At 40.0% G+C, this 16957-nt stretch carries 8 protein-coding genes and 3 rRNA genes; all 11 read left to right on the plus strand.

Going from position 1 to position 16957, the window contains the following annotated elements; genetic code table 11:
* A complete protein-coding gene (gene dnaA, locus MKX53_RS00005; protein ID WP_093538017.1) occupies nt 1–1344 on the plus strand; it encodes a chromosomal replication initiator protein DnaA in 1344 nt (447 codons plus the stop codon).
* A gap of 173 nt (nt 1345–1517) precedes the next feature.
* Nucleotides 1518–2654 (plus strand): DNA polymerase III subunit beta, encoded by a 1137-nt coding sequence (gene dnaN / locus MKX53_RS00010; protein WP_093538018.1) that lies wholly within the window; start codon nt 1518–1520, stop codon nt 2652–2654.
* 287 nt (nt 2655–2941) lie between these two features.
* The gene (gene yaaA, locus MKX53_RS00015) at nt 2942–3169 is read left to right on the plus strand and encodes a S4 domain-containing protein YaaA (protein WP_093538030.1); all 228 of its coding nucleotides are present in this window, start codon (nt 2942–2944) and stop codon (nt 3167–3169) included.
* 1 nt (nt 3170) lies between these two features.
* Nucleotides 3171–4286 carry a DNA replication/repair protein RecF gene (recF, locus tag MKX53_RS00020; protein WP_340761058.1) on the plus strand — a complete coding sequence of 372 codons (1116 nt, stop codon included), beginning with the start codon at nt 3171–3173 and terminating at the stop codon, nt 4284–4286.
* Between the two features lie 91 nt (nt 4287–4377).
* On the plus strand, nt 4378–6300 hold the full coding sequence (gene gyrB, locus MKX53_RS00025) for a DNA topoisomerase (ATP-hydrolyzing) subunit B (RefSeq protein ID WP_340913182.1): 1923 nt from the start codon (nt 4378–4380) through the stop codon (nt 6298–6300).
* Nucleotides 6301–6327: 27 nt separating this feature from the next.
* The gene (gyrA, locus tag MKX53_RS00030) at nt 6328–8844 is read left to right on the plus strand and encodes a DNA gyrase subunit A (RefSeq protein ID WP_340908220.1); all 2517 of its coding nucleotides are present in this window, start codon (nt 6328–6330) and stop codon (nt 8842–8844) included.
* Between the two features lie 125 nt (nt 8845–8969).
* Nucleotides 8970–10076: an HD-GYP domain-containing protein gene (locus MKX53_RS00035; RefSeq protein WP_340908221.1), complete on the plus strand. Its 1107-nt coding sequence runs from the start codon at nt 8970–8972 to the stop codon at nt 10074–10076.
* A 306-nt stretch (nt 10077–10382) separates the two neighbouring features.
* Nucleotides 10383–11937: ribosomal RNA gene (locus MKX53_RS00040) — 16S ribosomal RNA — on the plus strand.
* A 195-nt stretch (nt 11938–12132) separates the two neighbouring features.
* Nucleotides 12133–15061 (plus strand): 23S ribosomal RNA (locus tag MKX53_RS00045).
* 189 nt (nt 15062–15250) lie between these two features.
* A 5S ribosomal RNA gene (gene rrf / locus MKX53_RS00050) occupies nt 15251–15366 on the plus strand.
* The 16S, 23S and 5S rRNA genes sit together here, the layout of an rRNA operon.
* A 187-nt stretch (nt 15367–15553) precedes the next feature.
* Nucleotides 15554–16762, plus strand: coding sequence for an ISL3 family transposase (locus MKX53_RS00055; protein WP_340908222.1), 1209 nt, complete (start codon nt 15554–15556; stop codon nt 16760–16762).
* Nucleotides 16763–16957 lie beyond the last annotated feature (195 nt).

Consider the following 16957-nt stretch of genomic DNA (forward strand, 5'->3'; position numbering starts at 1 on the left):
TTGGAACACTTAGAAGAACTTTGGGCTAAAGTTCTCTCTGAAGTAGAAAAGAAAACATCTAAACCAAGTTTTGAAACTTGGCTGAAGTCGACCAAACTACTTTCATATAAAGGAGAAACTGTTACGATAGCTGCACCTAACTCATTTGCTAGAGATTGGTTAGAAAATCATTATGTTCACCTAATAGCTGGCATATTAACCGAGTTAACTGGAAACGAACTATTAATATCTTTCGTTGTGCCGAAAAATCTAGACATGGATGATTTCGACATGCCGAAACCAAAAATCTCTGCAAATAATGGAGATCAACCAGATTTTTCACCAGGAATGTTAAATTCCAAGAATACATTTGACACGTTTGTCATTGGATCTGGGAATCGCTTCGCCCATGCAGCCTCTTTAGCTGTTGCCGAGGCCCCTGCTAAAGCTTACAATCCACTTTTCATATATGGAGGAGTTGGACTAGGAAAAACCCACTTAATGCATGCGATTGGTCATTATGTACAAGAACACAATCCAAATGCTAAAGTGGTTTATTTATCTTCTGAAAAGTTTACAAATGAGTTTATAAACTCTATAAGAGATAATAAAGCAGTCAATTTCCGCAATAAGTATAGAAATGTAGATGTGTTATTAATAGATGATATTCAGTTCCTTGCAGGAAAAGAATCAACTCAAGAAGAATTTTTTCATACATTTAATGCTCTGCATGAAGAATCTAAGCAAATTGTCATTTCAAGTGACCGTCCGCCAAAAGAAATTCCTACTTTAGAGGATCGTTTGCGTTCTCGCTTTGAATGGGGATTAATCACGGATATTGCACCACCAGATTTAGAAACTCGTATTGCTATTTTACGCAAAAAAGCTCGTGCTGATGGATTAGATATTTCAGATGACGTGATGGCATATATAGCAAACCAAATAGACTCTAATATTCGTGAGTTAGAAGGTGCTCTCATCCGAGTAGTAGCCTATTCTTCTCTTATAAATAAGGATATTAATATCGACTTGGCAGCAGAAGCTCTTAAGGATATATTGCCCAATGCTCGTCCAAGAATTATAACGATTTTAGATATTCAAAAGGTTGTTGGGGAACATTTTCATATTAGATTAGAAGATTTTGTTGCAAAAAAACGTACAAAGTCCATAGCATTCCCACGCCAAGTAGCTATGTATCTTTCACGAGAGCTGACTGATTTTTCGTTGCCAAAAATTGGAGAAGAATTTGGTGGACGTGATCATACGACCGTTATTCATGCACACGAAAAAATATCCAGAATGCTAAAAGATGATGCAAATCTTCAAGACGATGTAAAACAAATCAAATCTATTTTAGGTAGGTAAAAAAGATTTTGTGGATAAATGCATAGTTTACTAGATTACTTAGACACAACTTATGCACATGTGGACAAGTAGGTGTACGTTAAGAAAAGGATACTTATCAACATATCCACAAGCCCTAGTACTATATCTATTATTCTTTTAAATAAATATAATTATATAAGTGAGGTATAAAAATGAAATTCGAAGTAATGAGAGATAGTTTATTAGAGGGATTAAGCGATGTTATAAAAGCAGTAAGTTCCAAAACAACAATTCCAATTCTGACTGGATTGAAATTAGAAATTACTAATAAAGGACTTTATATTACTGGTAGTGATTCAGATATTACTATTCAAACTTTTATACCTGTTGAAAAAAATGGTGAACAAGTTATTAGTATTACAGAACCTGGCTCTATCGTCCTACAAGCAAGAGTATTCAATGAAATTGTACGGAAGTTGCCTACCAATAATGTAGAAATTGAAGTTACCAATCAATTTCAAACACATATTAGATCAGGAAAATCAGAATTTAATCTTATTGGATTAGATGCATCGGAATATCCAATGCTTCCTGAAATAGAGGAAGAGAGACAATTCTTCATTCCATCTGATTTACTTAAGTCAATTATTAAAGAAACAGTATTTGCAGTATCGACTTCAGAAAGTCGTCCAGTCCTTACTGGTGTCAATTGGCAAGTTAAGGATGGGGAACTTCACTGTATAGCTACTGATAGTCATAGATTAGCTAAGAGAAAAACAGCTATTAAAGATTTACCAGAGGAAGAATATAGTATCGTTATTCCTGGGAAAAGCTTAAATGAATTAAATAAAATTTTAGAGGAAACATCATCAGAAGTTGCGATTGTGATGACTCAACAACAAGTTTTATTTAAAACAGGAAACGTGCTATTTTACTCTCGATTATTAGAAGGTAATTATCCGGATACTTCAAGATTAATCCCAAATGAAAGTAAAACAACTATCTTGGTTAACAGTAAATCTTTATTGCAAGCAATTGATAGAGCTTCTTTACTTGCCCGTGAAGAAAGAAACAATGTTGTTCGTTTTTCCACTTTAGGAAATGGATTTATAGAGGTTTCTTCTAATTCACCAGAAATAGGTAATGTCGAAGAACAAATTCAAGCAGAAGAAATAGATGGCGAAGAGTTAAAGATTTCATTTAGCGCCAAATATATGATGGATGCTTTAAAAGCTATTGATGGTCAAGATGTTAAGATCTTATTCACAGGGGCTATGAGACCATTTATATTGAAATCTGTGCATGATGATTCCATACTACAACTAATTTTGCCAGTTAGAACTTACTAATATTACTAATATTCATGAGGTAGTCACATTTGTGGCTATCTTTTTTTTAGGGATTTTTTCCTTAGATATTGTCCGCGTTGGTTGCGTAGATGCTTGAGTTACTTCAAGATATCGATAAAAGCTAAGGCAACCTTTTCCTAGAATTCTTCCAGCAATTGATACTCTGTTAAGCTCAGCGAGGAAGACCATTGTCCGAGCATATATAGGGGCTCACGCTTTTCTTTGCTTATTTCGGTATTTGAGGTAAAATGAAGGGATAATGAAAATGAGAAGAGGTTGAGTTATTGATGGAAGAAATTCGATTTGACTCAGAATATATAACACTTGGGCAATTATTAAAAATGACAGATACAATTAGCTCTGGCGGAATGGCCAAATGGTTTTTAAGTGAGCATGAAGTATTTGTTAACGGAGAAGTGGATCAACGAAGAGGTCGTAAATTACGTCATAATGACGTCGTAAATATTCCGGAAGTAGGAAGATATAAATTGGTTGGACCTGAGAACGGGGCTTGACATGTATATTGAACGTTTAGAGTTAAAAGATTTCCGTAATTATGATTCAATTGAAATGAATTTTTCCTCTAAGATCAATGTATTAATAGGTGAAAATGCGCAAGGTAAAACAAATTTGATGGAGTCTCTCTATGTATTATCCATGGCCAAGTCTCATAGGACCTCAAACGATAAAGAATTGATACGTTGGGACGCAGACTATGGTAAAATAAAAGGGGATATTCAAAAAAAATATGGACACTTACCTTTGGAATTAATTCTTTCAAAAAAAGGGAAAAAGGCCAAGGTAAACCATTTAGAACAAACACGGTTAAGCGATTATATAGGTCAACTTAATGTTGTAATGTTTGCTCCAGAAGATTTATATTTAGTAAAAGGTAGTCCACAAGTGAGAAGACGATTTCTTGATATGGAAATCGGTCAAATTTCCCCTATTTATTTACATGATTTACTTCAATTCCAAAAAATAATGAAACAGCGAAATCATATTTTAAAACAACATCAAGGGAAGTCTATGTTAAATGATGTGATGTTCGATGTTTATACAGAACAATATATAGAATCCGCTGTAAAAGTGATTCAAAAGAGATTTCACTTTATGCAATTGCTACAACAATGGGCAGAACCCATTCACTTTGGGATTTCTAGAGGTTTAGAAAAATTGCGAATTACCTATAACTCTTCAACTGGGATTCAACCAGAATGGTCAACAAATGAAATGAAAAATCATCTCGAAAAAAAAATAGCAGAAAGTCAGAGTAGAGAACTCTACCGTGGTGTATCCTTAATCGGACCACATCGTGATGATTTACAATTTTTTGTAAATGACTATGACGTTCAAACTTATGGGTCTCAAGGACAGCAGCGAACAACAGCATTATCTTTGAAACTTGCTGAAATTGAATTAATAAAACAGGAGGTTGGTGAATCTCCTGTTTTATTACTGGATGATGTTCTATCCGAACTAGATGATTACCGACAATCTCACTTGTTGAATACAATTCAAGGAGATGTACAAACATTTGTAACGACTACAAGTGTAGAAGGAATTGCACATGAAACGATTCAGCAGGCCGAGTTGTTTCATGTGGAACAAGGGACAATAGTAGACCCGTAAAAATTAGTGACGAATATAAATGGTAAACAAAATAATTATTAAATGATTCACCATTATTGAAGGAATGAAAGAGTGGGTGAGCAAGTTGGCTATGGAAGAAAAAGAGCTAGAACAATCTTATGATGCTGATCAGATACAAGTATTAGAAGGATTAGAAGCTGTTCGAAAGCGTCCAGGAATGTATATTGGTACAACAAGTTCTAGAGGGCTTCATCATCTTGTTTGGGAAATTGTTGATAATAGTATTGATGAAGCATTAGCAGGACACTGTGATCATATTATTGTCACTATCGAAAAAGATGATTGGATACGAGTAGAAGACAATGGTCGTGGTATACCAGTCGATAATCAAGAAAAAATGGGTAAACCAGCAGTAGAAGTAATTATGACAATTCTACATGCAGGTGGTAAATTTGGCGGTGGCGGATATAAAGTATCCGGAGGACTGCATGGTGTAGGTGCCTCAGTAGTAAATGCCCTATCCGAATATACAGAAGTATATGTTAAACGTGATGAAAAAATTCATCTTATCAAATTTGAACGTGGAGCAGTTTCCGCTCCTTTAGAAGTTATTGGAGAAACAGATGTTACTGGAACAACTACAAGATTCAAAGCTGATAGCGAGATATTCACAGAAACTACAGTATATGAATACGAGATACTTGAACATCGTGTTCGTGAACTTGCGTATTTAAACCGTGGGTTGTCTATAACACTTGCTGATGAAAGAGAAGGAAAAGAAAAAACGATTAAGTATTACTACGAGGGTGGTATTAAATCATACGTAGAAGATTTAAACGAGTCCAAAGAACCTATAACAGAAGAGGCTATTTTCGTTGAAGGGGAAAAGGATGGAATCTCTGTAGAAATTGCAATGCAATACAATTCAGGATACTCTTCTAACATTTTATCTTTTGCTAATAACATAAGTACCTACGAAGGTGGTACGCATGAATCAGGCTTCAAAACAGCATTAACTCGTGTCATAAATGACTATGCAAGAAAAAATGGCTTGTTAAAAGAGGCAGACACCAACTTATCAGGGGATGATGTGCGAGAAGGCTTAACTGCAATTGTTTCCATCAAACATCCAAACCCTCAATTTGAAGGACAAACAAAAACAAAGTTAGGTAACTCCGAAGTGAGTACTATTACTAATAGTCTTTTTTCCGAGGGATTTGATCGATTTTTATTAGAAAATCCTCAAATTTCTAGAAAAGTAGTGGAAAAAGGCTTGATGGCTGCTAGAGCTCGGGTTGCTGCTAAGAAAGCTCGTGAATTTACACGTCGAAAATCTGCATTAGAGGTTTCTAGCTTACCAGGTAAGTTAGCAGACTGTTCTTCTCGTGTTCCCGCAGAAAGTGAGCTATATATCGTAGAGGGTGACTCTGCCGGTGGTTCTGCTAAATCTGGTCGAGATCGTCATTTCCAAGCAATATTACCTTTACGTGGGAAAATCCTGAATGTGGAAAAAGCACGATTAGATAGAATTTTAGGAAATGCTGAGATTCGCGCAATGATTACTGCACTTGGAACTGGTATTGGAGAAGAGTTTACATTAGAAAAAGCTCGTTACCATAAAATTATCATTATGACAGATGCTGACGTAGATGGGGCGCATATTCGGACATTGTTACTTACTTTCTTCTTCCGTTTCATGAGACCATTAATAGAAGCTGGCTATGTATATGCAGCACAACCACCATTGTATCAAGTGAAACAAGGAAAGCATGTAGAGTATTGTTACAACGATGAACAATTAAAAGAAATATTAGATCGTTTACCTAAAACCTCAAAACCAAATATTCAACGTTATAAAGGTTTAGGAGAAATGGATGCAGATCAACTTTGGGATACTACTATGGATCCTGAAGAACGTACATTACTACAAGTAAATTTAGATAATGCAATGGAAGCAGATAAAGTCTTTGAACAATTAATGGGCGAAGAAGTAGAACCAAGACGTCTATTTATTGAAGAGAATGCTGTATACGTGAAAAACTTAGATATATAAGAAAGTGTGTGACTGGAGGTCTTTAGGATGTCAGAAATACCGAATAAAGGCGTTAAAGGGATTAATATTAGTACAGAAATGAGAACCTCATTTCTAGACTATGCAATGAGTGTTATTGTATCCCGTGCCTTACCAGACGTTCGTGACGGGCTAAAACCTGTACATCGTCGAATTTTATATGGTATGCAAGAGTTGGGGAATACGCCTGATAAACCTCATAAGAAATCGGCTCGTATTGTAGGAGACGTAATGGGGAAATATCATCCACATGGTGACTCATCTATTTATGATGCAATGGTCCGTATGGCGCAAGATTTTAGTTATCGTTATATGCTAGTAGATGGTCATGGAAACTTTGGTTCTGTAGATGGTGACGGAGCAGCGGCCATGCGTTATACAGAATCACGTATGTCTAAAATTGCTTTAGAATTATTGCGAGATATCAATAAAAACACCATCGATTACAAAGATAACTATGACGGACAAGAAAAAGAACCAGTTGTATTACCTAGTAGATATCCTAACTTACTTGTAAACGGTGCTTCTGGAATTGCTGTTGGGATGGCTACGAACATTCCATCACATAATCTAGGAGAAGTAATTGATGGAGTGTTAGCTCTAGCTGAAAATCCTGCTATTACGATTGAAGAGTTAATGTCGATTATACCTGGACCAGATTTTCCAACGGGTGGTATTATTTTAGGTCGAAGTGGAATTCGTCGAGCTTATGAAACAGGTAGAGGCTCTATATTAATCCGTGCAAAAGTGGAAATTGAAGTAAAATCAAGTGGTAAAGAAGTTATTCTTGTTAAAGAATTACCATATCAAGTAAACAAAGCTCGTTTAATAGAAAAAATCGCAGAATTAGTACGAGATAAAAAAATCGATGGAATTACGCATTTAGCAGATGAATCTGATCGTAATGGAATGCGAATTGTCATTGAAGTACGGAAGGATGCAAATTCTCACGTATTGTTAAATAACTTATATAAACAAACTGCATTACAGTCAAGCTTTGGGGTTAATATGCTTGCATTAGTAGATAACCAACCAAAAGTTTTGAATATAAAAGAAATGCTTTATCATTACTTAGAACATCAAAAAGTAGTAATACGTCGTCGCACACAGTTTGAACTGAACAAGGCTCAAGACCGAGCACATATTTTAGAGGGACTTCGAATTGCTTTAGACCATATCGACGAAATTATTAAGTTAATCCGTGCTTCACAAACAGGTGAAGAAGCCAAAAATGGATTGATAGAGACTTTCAATTTATCAGAAAGACAAGCACAAGCTATATTAGATATGCGTTTACAACGTTTAACTGGTTTAGAACGTGATAAAATTGAAGAAGAATATAAAAACTTAATGACACTAATTGAAGAACTAAAGTTCATTTTGGCAAATGAGTATCGTGTAGTGGAAATAATTAAAGAAGAAATCTCTGAGATTAGAGATCGCTACGCAGACAAACGCCGAACTGAAATTGTTGCTGGAGGAGCAGAAGTTTTAGAGGATGAAGATTTAATCCCTGTGGAAAATTCTGTGCTTACTTTAACAAACAAAGGATATATTAAACGACTACCTGCTAATACGTATAAGAGCCAAAAAAGAGGTGGACGTGGTGTACAAGGAATGGGTACAAATGAAGATGACTTTGTAGAACATTTATTGTACACATCAACACATGACACAATTCTCTTCTTTACAAACAAAGGGAAAGTTTATCGAGCTCGAGGATTTGAAATTCCAGAATATGGTCGTACAGCTAAAGGCTTGCCAATTATAAACCTATTAGGTGTAGAAAAAGACGAACAGGTTACTGCTATGATTCCAATGGCATCATTTGAAGAGGAAAATTACTTTATCTTCACAACAAAGTATGGGATAACAAAACGTTCTCCTGTTACTGGATTTGCACATATTCGTGCAAATGGGTTGATTGCTATTTCATTGCGTGAGGAAGATGAACTTATTGCTGTACGCTTAACTAATGGTGAGAAACAAATCATTATTGGGACAAGACAAGGTAAATTAGTTCGATTCGAAGAAACCGATATACGCTCGATGGGTAGAACTGCCGGAGGAGTAAGAGGGATTCGTCTGAAAGACGATGACTATGTAGTTGGTATGGAAATTATCGAACCTGAGCAAGAGATTTTAGTTGTTACAGAAAATGGATACGGCAAACGAACTCCAGAGTCGGAATATCGCTTGCAAAGTCGCGGTGGGATGGGTGTTAAAACTTGCCAAATCACCGACAAAAATGGTCCTTTATCAGCTGTTAAGGCGGTTAATGGAACAGAAGACTTAATGCTAATTACGATTAATGGAATGCTTATCCGTATGGATGTAAAAGACATTTCTAAAACAGGCCGTAGTACACAGGGCGTTCGTTTAATGAGGTTATCAGGAGATGAACTAATTTCTACTGTAGCTAAAGTTGAAAAAGAAGATGATGACGAAGAGATTTTAGAAAATTTAGAAGAAGGTTCTACATTGGAAGAAATTGAAACATCATCAACGGAAGAACAATCTGAATAAAAAGAAAAAACACACCCTTAAAATTTTATTTAAGGGTGTGTTTTTGTAACTAGTTTAAATTCCATATACTTTCATGATGAATATTTAGTATAATAAATGAAATATCAGGAAAGAAGGAATACTTTATGAACCAAAGCCTCATTAACTTAGAGGAATTAAAATTAGGTACGATAATTGCAGAAGATATATTAGTAAACACTAATTCACCTATTATTCATAAAGAGGCAAAGGTAACTAGAGAACTTATTCAAGTGTTGCGAGCTTTTAATATAACTAAAGTACCCGTTGTTCTAGAAAATGTTTTTAATAGATCAGATGAAGAGATTAAAAAGTTAAATGAGGATAGAGTAGAATTTCTTCCAATAGATGAAAAACCAATAGTGACTACGAGTTTTGTTCAATTATATAAAGACGCTGTAGATAGCTTCTATAAAGAATTCATGGGCTGGGAATCAGGTATGAAAGTAGATGTAGCAAAACTAAGGAACATTATTATGCCTTTAGTTGAAAAAGCAATGGTAGAAAAACAAGTATTTTCTCTCTTAAATATGTATTCTAAAATGGATAAATATATTGCACATCATTCTATAGCAGTTGGAATTATTTCAGGAGCAATAGCGAAAAAGTTGAATTTCTCTTCTGGTCAAATAACGCAAATGGCTACGGCCGGTCTAATGGCTGATATAGGTATGGCAAAAGTAGATTCCAAAATAAGAGATAAAAAGTCTGCCCTAACTGAATTCGACTTTTCGGAGATAAAAAAACATACAATTTATAGTTTTCAAATGATAAAAGATAGTCCTTTATTAAAACCTGAAATGAAGTTAGCAATTTTCCAACATCATGAACGTTTAGACGGAAGTGGATATCCGAAAAGTGATAAATTGGATGACGTTTCTGTTTACTCACAAATAATAGCAGTAGCAGATGTCTATCATGCAATGACTTCAGAACGAGTTTACCGTGCTAAGAGTTCTTCTTTTAAAGTATTAGAGATGATTCGAGAAGAAGGGTTTGGAAAGTATAATATAGAAGTCGTAAACAAATTAATAGAATTAGTAGGGTCTTTACCAATTTCAACGCGGGTTCTTCTATCAAATGGAGAAAAAGGAGAAGTAATTTTCTTACATAGAGATTCTCCTATGCGCCCAATGATTCGATTATCTGATAGTGGGCAAATAATAGATTTAGCTGCTAAAAGAACTCTTCATATAGAAAGTGTTATTAGTTAAATTAACCTAACTCTTTCTTCTTTTATTAGGAGAGGAAAGAGTTTAATATTATTTTACAATAAAGTGTTGACATACTTCCGAAAGCTTGATATTATATAGAAGTCGCCAAAACGACATTACAACAACATGAACATTGAAAACTGAACATGCAAAACGTTAAGAAACATAGCTTTCAACTAACTTGTTAGGATGAGAGCAAAACAATTTTGGACATCATTTAATGATGATGCCAGCAAAACAAAATGAGCTTTTAAACTAGTTCTAATTTGTTCGCTTTCAATGTGCTCTGCATACTGGAAGTGAACTATTATGGAGAGTTTGATCCTGGCTCAGGACGAACGCTGGCGGCATGCCTAATACATGCAAGTCGAGCGAATGACGAAGAAGCTTGCTTCTTCTGATTTAGCGGCGGACGGGTGAGTAACACGTGGGCAACCTGCCCTGTAGATTGGGATAACTCCGGGAAACCGGGGCTAATACCGAATAATCCATTTCCTCACATGGGGAGATGTTAAAAGACGGCATCTCGCTGTCACTACAGGATGGGCCCGCGGCGCATTAGCTAGTTGGTGAGGTAACGGCTCACCAAGGCGACGATGCGTAGCCGACCTGAGAGGGTGATCGGCCACACTGGGACTGAGACACGGCCCAGACTCCTACGGGAGGCAGCAGTAGGGAATCTTCCACAATGGACGAAAGTCTGATGGAGCAATGCCGCGTGAGTGAAGAAGGTTTTCGGATCGTAAAACTCTGTTGTGAGGGAAGAACAAGTACGAGAGTAACTGCTCGTACCTTGACGGTACCTCATTAGAAAGCCACGGCTAACTACGTGCCAGCAGCCGCGGTAATACGTAGGTGGCAAGCGTTGTCCGGAATTATTGGGCGTAAAGCGCGCGCAGGCGGTCCTTTAAGTCTGATGTGAAATCCCACGGCTCAACCGTGGAAGGTCATTGGAAACTGGGGGACTTGAGTACAGAAGAGGAAAGCGGAATTCCAAGTGTAGCGGTGAAATGCGTAGAGATTTGGAGGAACACCAGTGGCGAAGGCGGCTTTCTGGTCTGTAACTGACGCTGAGGCGCGAAAGCGTGGGGAGCAAACAGGATTAGATACCCTGGTAGTCCACGCCGTAAACGATGAGTGCTAAGTGTTAGGGGGTTTCCGCCCCTTAGTGCTGCAGCTAACGCATTAAGCACTCCGCCTGGGGAGTACGGTCGCAAGACTGAAACTCAAAGGAATTGACGGGGGCCCGCACAAGCGGTGGAGCATGTGGTTTAATTCGAAGCAACGCGAAGAACCTTACCAGGTCTTGACATCCCGCTGACCGGCCTAGAGATAGGCTTTTCCCTTCGGGGACAGCGGTGACAGGTGGTGCATGGTTGTCGTCAGCTCGTGTCGTGAGATGTTGGGTTAAGTCCCGCAACGAGCGCAACCCTTGATCTTAGTTGCCAGCATTTAGTTGGGCACTCTAAGGTGACTGCCGGTGATAAACCGGAGGAAGGTGGGGATGACGTCAAATCATCATGCCCCTTATGACCTGGGCTACACACGTGCTACAATGGACGGTACAGAGGGTCGCAACCCCGCGAGGGTGAGCAAATCCCATAAAACCGTTCTCAGTTCGGATTGTAGGCTGCAACTCGCCTACATGAAGCCGGAATCGCTAGTAATCGTGGATCAGCATGCCACGGTGAATACGTTCCCGGGCCTTGTACACACCGCCCGTCACACCACGAGAGTTTGTAACACCCGAAGTCGGTGGGGTAACCCTTACGGGAGCCAGCCGCCGAAGGTGGGACAGATGATTGGGGTGAAGTCGTAACAAGGTAGCCGTATCGGAAGGTGCGGCTGGATCACCTCCTTTCTAAGGATAATATCGGAATACGAATCTTTATTCGTATCTTAACGTTTTGCAGTTCAGTTTTGAATGTTCATTTTATATGAAGATTCAACTCTTGTTCTTTGAAAACTGGATAAAACGACATTGAAACAATAAACAACAAGAAATTCTGTTGTGATTATTTACGTAATCACGACGTGTAAGACTTTTTAACTTTTAGGTTAAGTTAATAAGGGCGCACGGTGAATGCCTTGGCACTAGGAGTCGACGAAGGACGGCACTAACACCGATATGCTTCGGGGAGCTGTAAGTGAGCTTTGATCCGGAGATTTCCGAATGGGGAAACCCACTGTTCGTAATGGAGCAGTACATTTGCGTGAATACATAGCGCATCTGAGACACACCCAGGGAACTGAAACATCTAAGTACCTGGAGGAAGAGAAAGAAAATTCGATTCCCTGAGTAGCGGCGAGCGAAACGGGAATAGCCCAAACCAAAAGGCTTGCCTTTTGGGGTTGTAGGACACTCTACATAGAGTTACAAAGGAATGAGTTAGACGAAGCGATCTGGAAAGGTCCGCAGGATAGGGTAAAAGCCCCGTAGTCTAAAATTCATTCTCTCTTGAGTGTATCCTGAGTACGGCGGAACACGTGAAATTCCGTCGGAATCTGGGAGGACCATCTCCCAAGGCTAAATACTACCTAGTGACCGATAGTGAACCAGTACCGTGAGGGAAAGGTGAAAAGCACCCCGGAAGGGGAGTGAAATAGATCCTGAAACCGTGTGCCTACAAGTAGTTAGAGCCCGTTAATGGGTGATAGCGTGCCTTTTGTAGAATGAACCGGCGAGTTACGATCCCATGCAAGGTTAAGTCGAGAAGACGGAGCCGCAGCGAAAGCGAGTCTGAATAGGGCGAATGAGTATGTGGTCGTAGACCCGAAACCAGGTGATCTACCCATGTCCAGGATGAAGGTAAGGTAACACTTACTGGAGGTCCGAACCCACGCACGTTGAAAAGTGCGGGGATGAGGTGTGGGTAGCGGAGAAATTCCAATCGAACCTGGAGATAGCTGGTTCTCTCCGAAATAGCTTTAGGGCTAGCCTCAAACGTTAGAATCTTGGAGGTAGAGCACTGTTTGGACTAGGGGCCCATCCCGGGTTACCGAATTCAGACAAACTCCGAATGCCAATGATTTATGTTTGGGAGTCAGACTGCGAGTGATAAGATCCGTAGTCAAGAGGGAAACAGCCCAGACCACCAGCTAAGGTCCCAAAGTATTTGTTAAGTGGAAAAGGATGTGGCGTTGCTTAGACAACCAGGATGTTGGCTTAGAAGCAGCCATCATTTAAAGAGTGCGTAATAGCTCACTGGTCGAGTGACGCTGCGCCGAAAATGTATCGGGGCTAAACAAATCACCGAAGCTGTGGATTGATACCTTTGGTATCAGTGGTAGGAGAGCGTTCTAAGGGCGTTGAAGTCAGACCGGAAGGACTGGTGGAGCGCTTAGAAGTGAGAATGCCGGTATGAGTAGCGAAAGACGGGTGAGAATCCCGTCCACCGTATGACTAAGGTTTCCTGAGGAAGGCTCGTCCGCTCAGGGTTAGTCGGGACCTAAGCCGAGGCCGATAGGCGTAGGCGATGGATAACAGGTTGATATTCCTGTACCACCAAACCACCGTTTGAGTAATGGGGGGACGCAGAAGGATAGGGTAAGCATGCTGTTGGTTATGCATGTCCAAGCAGTAAGGTGTGAATGTAGGCAAATCCGCATTCTTTAACATTGAGCTGTGATGGCGAGGACGTATGTCTAGAGTTCCTGATTTCACACTGCCAAGAAAAGCCTCTAGCGAGGTGAAAGGTGCCCGTACCGCAAACCGACACAGGTAGTCGAGGAGAGAATCCTAAGGTGAGCGAGAGAACTCTCGTTAAGGAACTCGGCAAAATGACCCCGTAACTTCGGGAGAAGGGGTGCTCTTTTGGGTTCATAGCCTAGAAGAGCCGCAGTGAATAGGCCCAGGCGACTGTTTAGCAAAAACACAGGTCTATGCAAAACCGTAAGGTGAAGTATATGGGCTGACGCCTGCCCGGTGCTGGAAGGTTAAGAGGAGTGCTTAGCGCAAGCGAAGGTGCGAATTGAAGCCCCAGTAAACGGCGGCCGTAACTATAACGGTCCTAAGGTAGCGAAATTCCTTGTCGGGTAAGTTCCGACCCGCACGAAAGGCGTAACGATCTGGGCACTGTCTCAACGAGAGACTCGGTGAAATTATAGTACCTGTGAAGATGCAGGTTACCCGCGACAGGACGGAAAGACCCCGTGGAGCTTTACTATAGCTTGATATTGAATTTTGGTGCAACTTGTACAGGATAGGCAGGAGCCTTAGAGCCCGGAGCGCCAGCTTCGGAGGAGGCGTCGGTGGGATACTGCCCTGGTTGTATTGAAATTCTAACCCATACCCGTAACCCGGGTAGGAGACAGTGTCAGGCGGGTAGTTTGACTGGGGCGGTCGCCTCCTAAAGTGTAACGGAGGCGCCCAAAGGTTCCCTCAGAATGGTTGGAAATCATTCGAAGAGTGTAAAGGCAGAAGGGAGCTTGACTGCGAGACCTACAAGTCGAGCAGGGTCGAAAGACGGGCTTAGTGATCCGGTGGTTCCGCATGGAAGGGCCATCGCTCAACGGATAAAAGCTACCCCGGGGATAACAGGCTTATCTCCCCCAAGAGTCCACATCGACGGGGAGGTTTGGCACCTCGATGTCGGCTCATCGCATCCTGGGGCTGTAGTCGGTCCCAAGGGTTGGGCTGTTCGCCCATTAAAGCGGTACGCGAGCTGGGTTCAGAACGTCGTGAGACAGTTCGGTCCCTATCCGTCGTGGGCGTAGGAAATTTGAGAGGAGCTGTCCTTAGTACGAGAGGACCGGGATGGACACACCGCTGGTGTACCAGTTGTTCTGCCAAGAGCATCGCTGGGTAGCTATGTGTGGACGGGATAAGTGCTGAAAGCATCTAAGCACGAAGCCCCCCTCAAGATGAGATTTCCCATTACGCAAGTAAGTAAGATCCCTCAAAGACGATGAGGTAGATAGGTTCGGGGTGGAAGCGTGGCGACACGTGCAGCTGACGAATACTAATCGATCGAGGACTTAACCAAATTTTGTTTAACGTAACAATGTCGTTTATCCAGTTTTGAGTGAACAAGCACTCTATTTTACATGAGGGTTTCAAGACACGAGTAATTCGAGGAAACAATTGAGAGAGGAAAGGAACATACTACCGTATGTGACTGACCGAACGAATGAAGTTGACGAAGAAGTACGATGTGTATTGGAAGCCGAAAGAGTCTAGTGATGATGGCGAAGAGGTCACACCCGTTCCCATACCGAACACGGAAGTTAAGCTCTTCAGCGCCGATGGTAGTTGGGGGTCTCCCCCTGTGAGAGTAGGACGTCGCTGGGCACCAAAAAGAAGTCGTTACCGAGTTATATCGGTAACGACTTCTTTTTATTCTATTCAATACTAAAAAATCGGTTCTATAATATTTGTTGGGGTTTTTCTACAATTGTGCATAAAAAAATGCACGTAACTTCCGATTCTTTTATACTTGAATTGTCGAGAAACAAGTATGAAAAGGAGCTACGTGCAAATGAATTTTACCATGAATATGCCAGGATTAAAAGATGTAACTATCCAAAAGGTGGAGGAAACAGGTGAGAGAATTGCTCTTCACGTTTCACTGCCAAAGAAAGCGCATAGCTGTCCAAACTGTCATCAATTTACGTCCAAAGTCCATGATTATCGGGTTCAAAAGATTAAGCATTTAAAATGGTTTGAGCGATTAACAATACTTTTTTATAAACGTCGTCGTTATGCATGTAAATGTGGGAAGCGCTTCTCGGAGAAATCCCCTTTCGTGGATAAATATCAGCGTTTCTCAAAAGAATGGAATCAAGTCGTACGTATACGTTCCATTAAGGCTAAAACTTTCAAAGAAGCCGGCGAAGTACTTGGTTCTTCGAGTTCAACGGTGATGCGTCGTTTTAAAGAGGCTGCGAAAACAGAGCTTATCAGTGGAGTTAGCTTACCTAAAGCTATTGCGATTGATGAGTATAAAGGAGATACAGATGCAGGCACATATCAGCTGATTATTGCCAATGCCGAAACACATGAACCGATTGATATATTGCCTAACCGCCGCAAAGAAACGGTAAAAGACTATCTTTCGAAGCATGGTGCCAATGTAGAAATCGTAGTGATGGATATGAATCCGAGCTTTAAAGCAGCCGTGAGAAAGGCCCTAGGCCAGCCAGTGATTGTGGCCGATCGCTTCCACTACTGTCGATATATTTATTGGGCGTTAGATGAAGTTCGTCGTCAAGTTCAAAAAGAGTGGCATGAATACGACCGCAAGAAATGTAAGAGAATGCGCCATGTCTTGTACAAGAGACAAGAGAAATTAACAAAAACCAACGCTTGGTATTTAGCTCGTTATACGAACATGTCTGAAACATTGAAACAGGCACATGAACTCAAAGAGGCATACTGCAAATGGTTTGATTGGGCAAAAGAAACGAAGGATTTAGTAGAAGTAAAAAAACAATTAGAAGCTTTTTACCGTAAGGTAGAGGACAGTAAAATTCCAGCCTTTATAAAAGCTATTCGAACCTTTAAAAACTGGCAAACTGAGATCTTAAATAGCTTTAGTTTTGGTTATTCGAATGGCTTTCTGGAGGGCATTAATAATAAAACGAAAGTGATGAAGCGTAACGCATATGGTTTTCGTCGCTTCGATCACTTTCGCGCAAAGATTTTATTAAATATAAAGTATAAAGAAATCGGAGTTCATCTCGGTTAAAGAGAGGAGTGGAAATGTCACCACCCCAACATTTGACGTTGAACCAAAAAATCTTGATCCTCAGCAGATAGAATAATCTCTTAAAGTATATACCTATCGATAAAATGAAAACTCCACTAAATCTAACATCTATAAAGCACCCCATTTGATCTGGTTAAAATAAGTAATCTTATAAAATTGCTCAAACATTAATTA

Source organism: Psychrobacillus sp. FSL K6-4615, from assembly GCF_038008225.1.
Taxonomy (GTDB): Bacteria; Bacillota; Bacilli; order Bacillales_A; family Planococcaceae; genus Psychrobacillus; species Psychrobacillus psychrotolerans.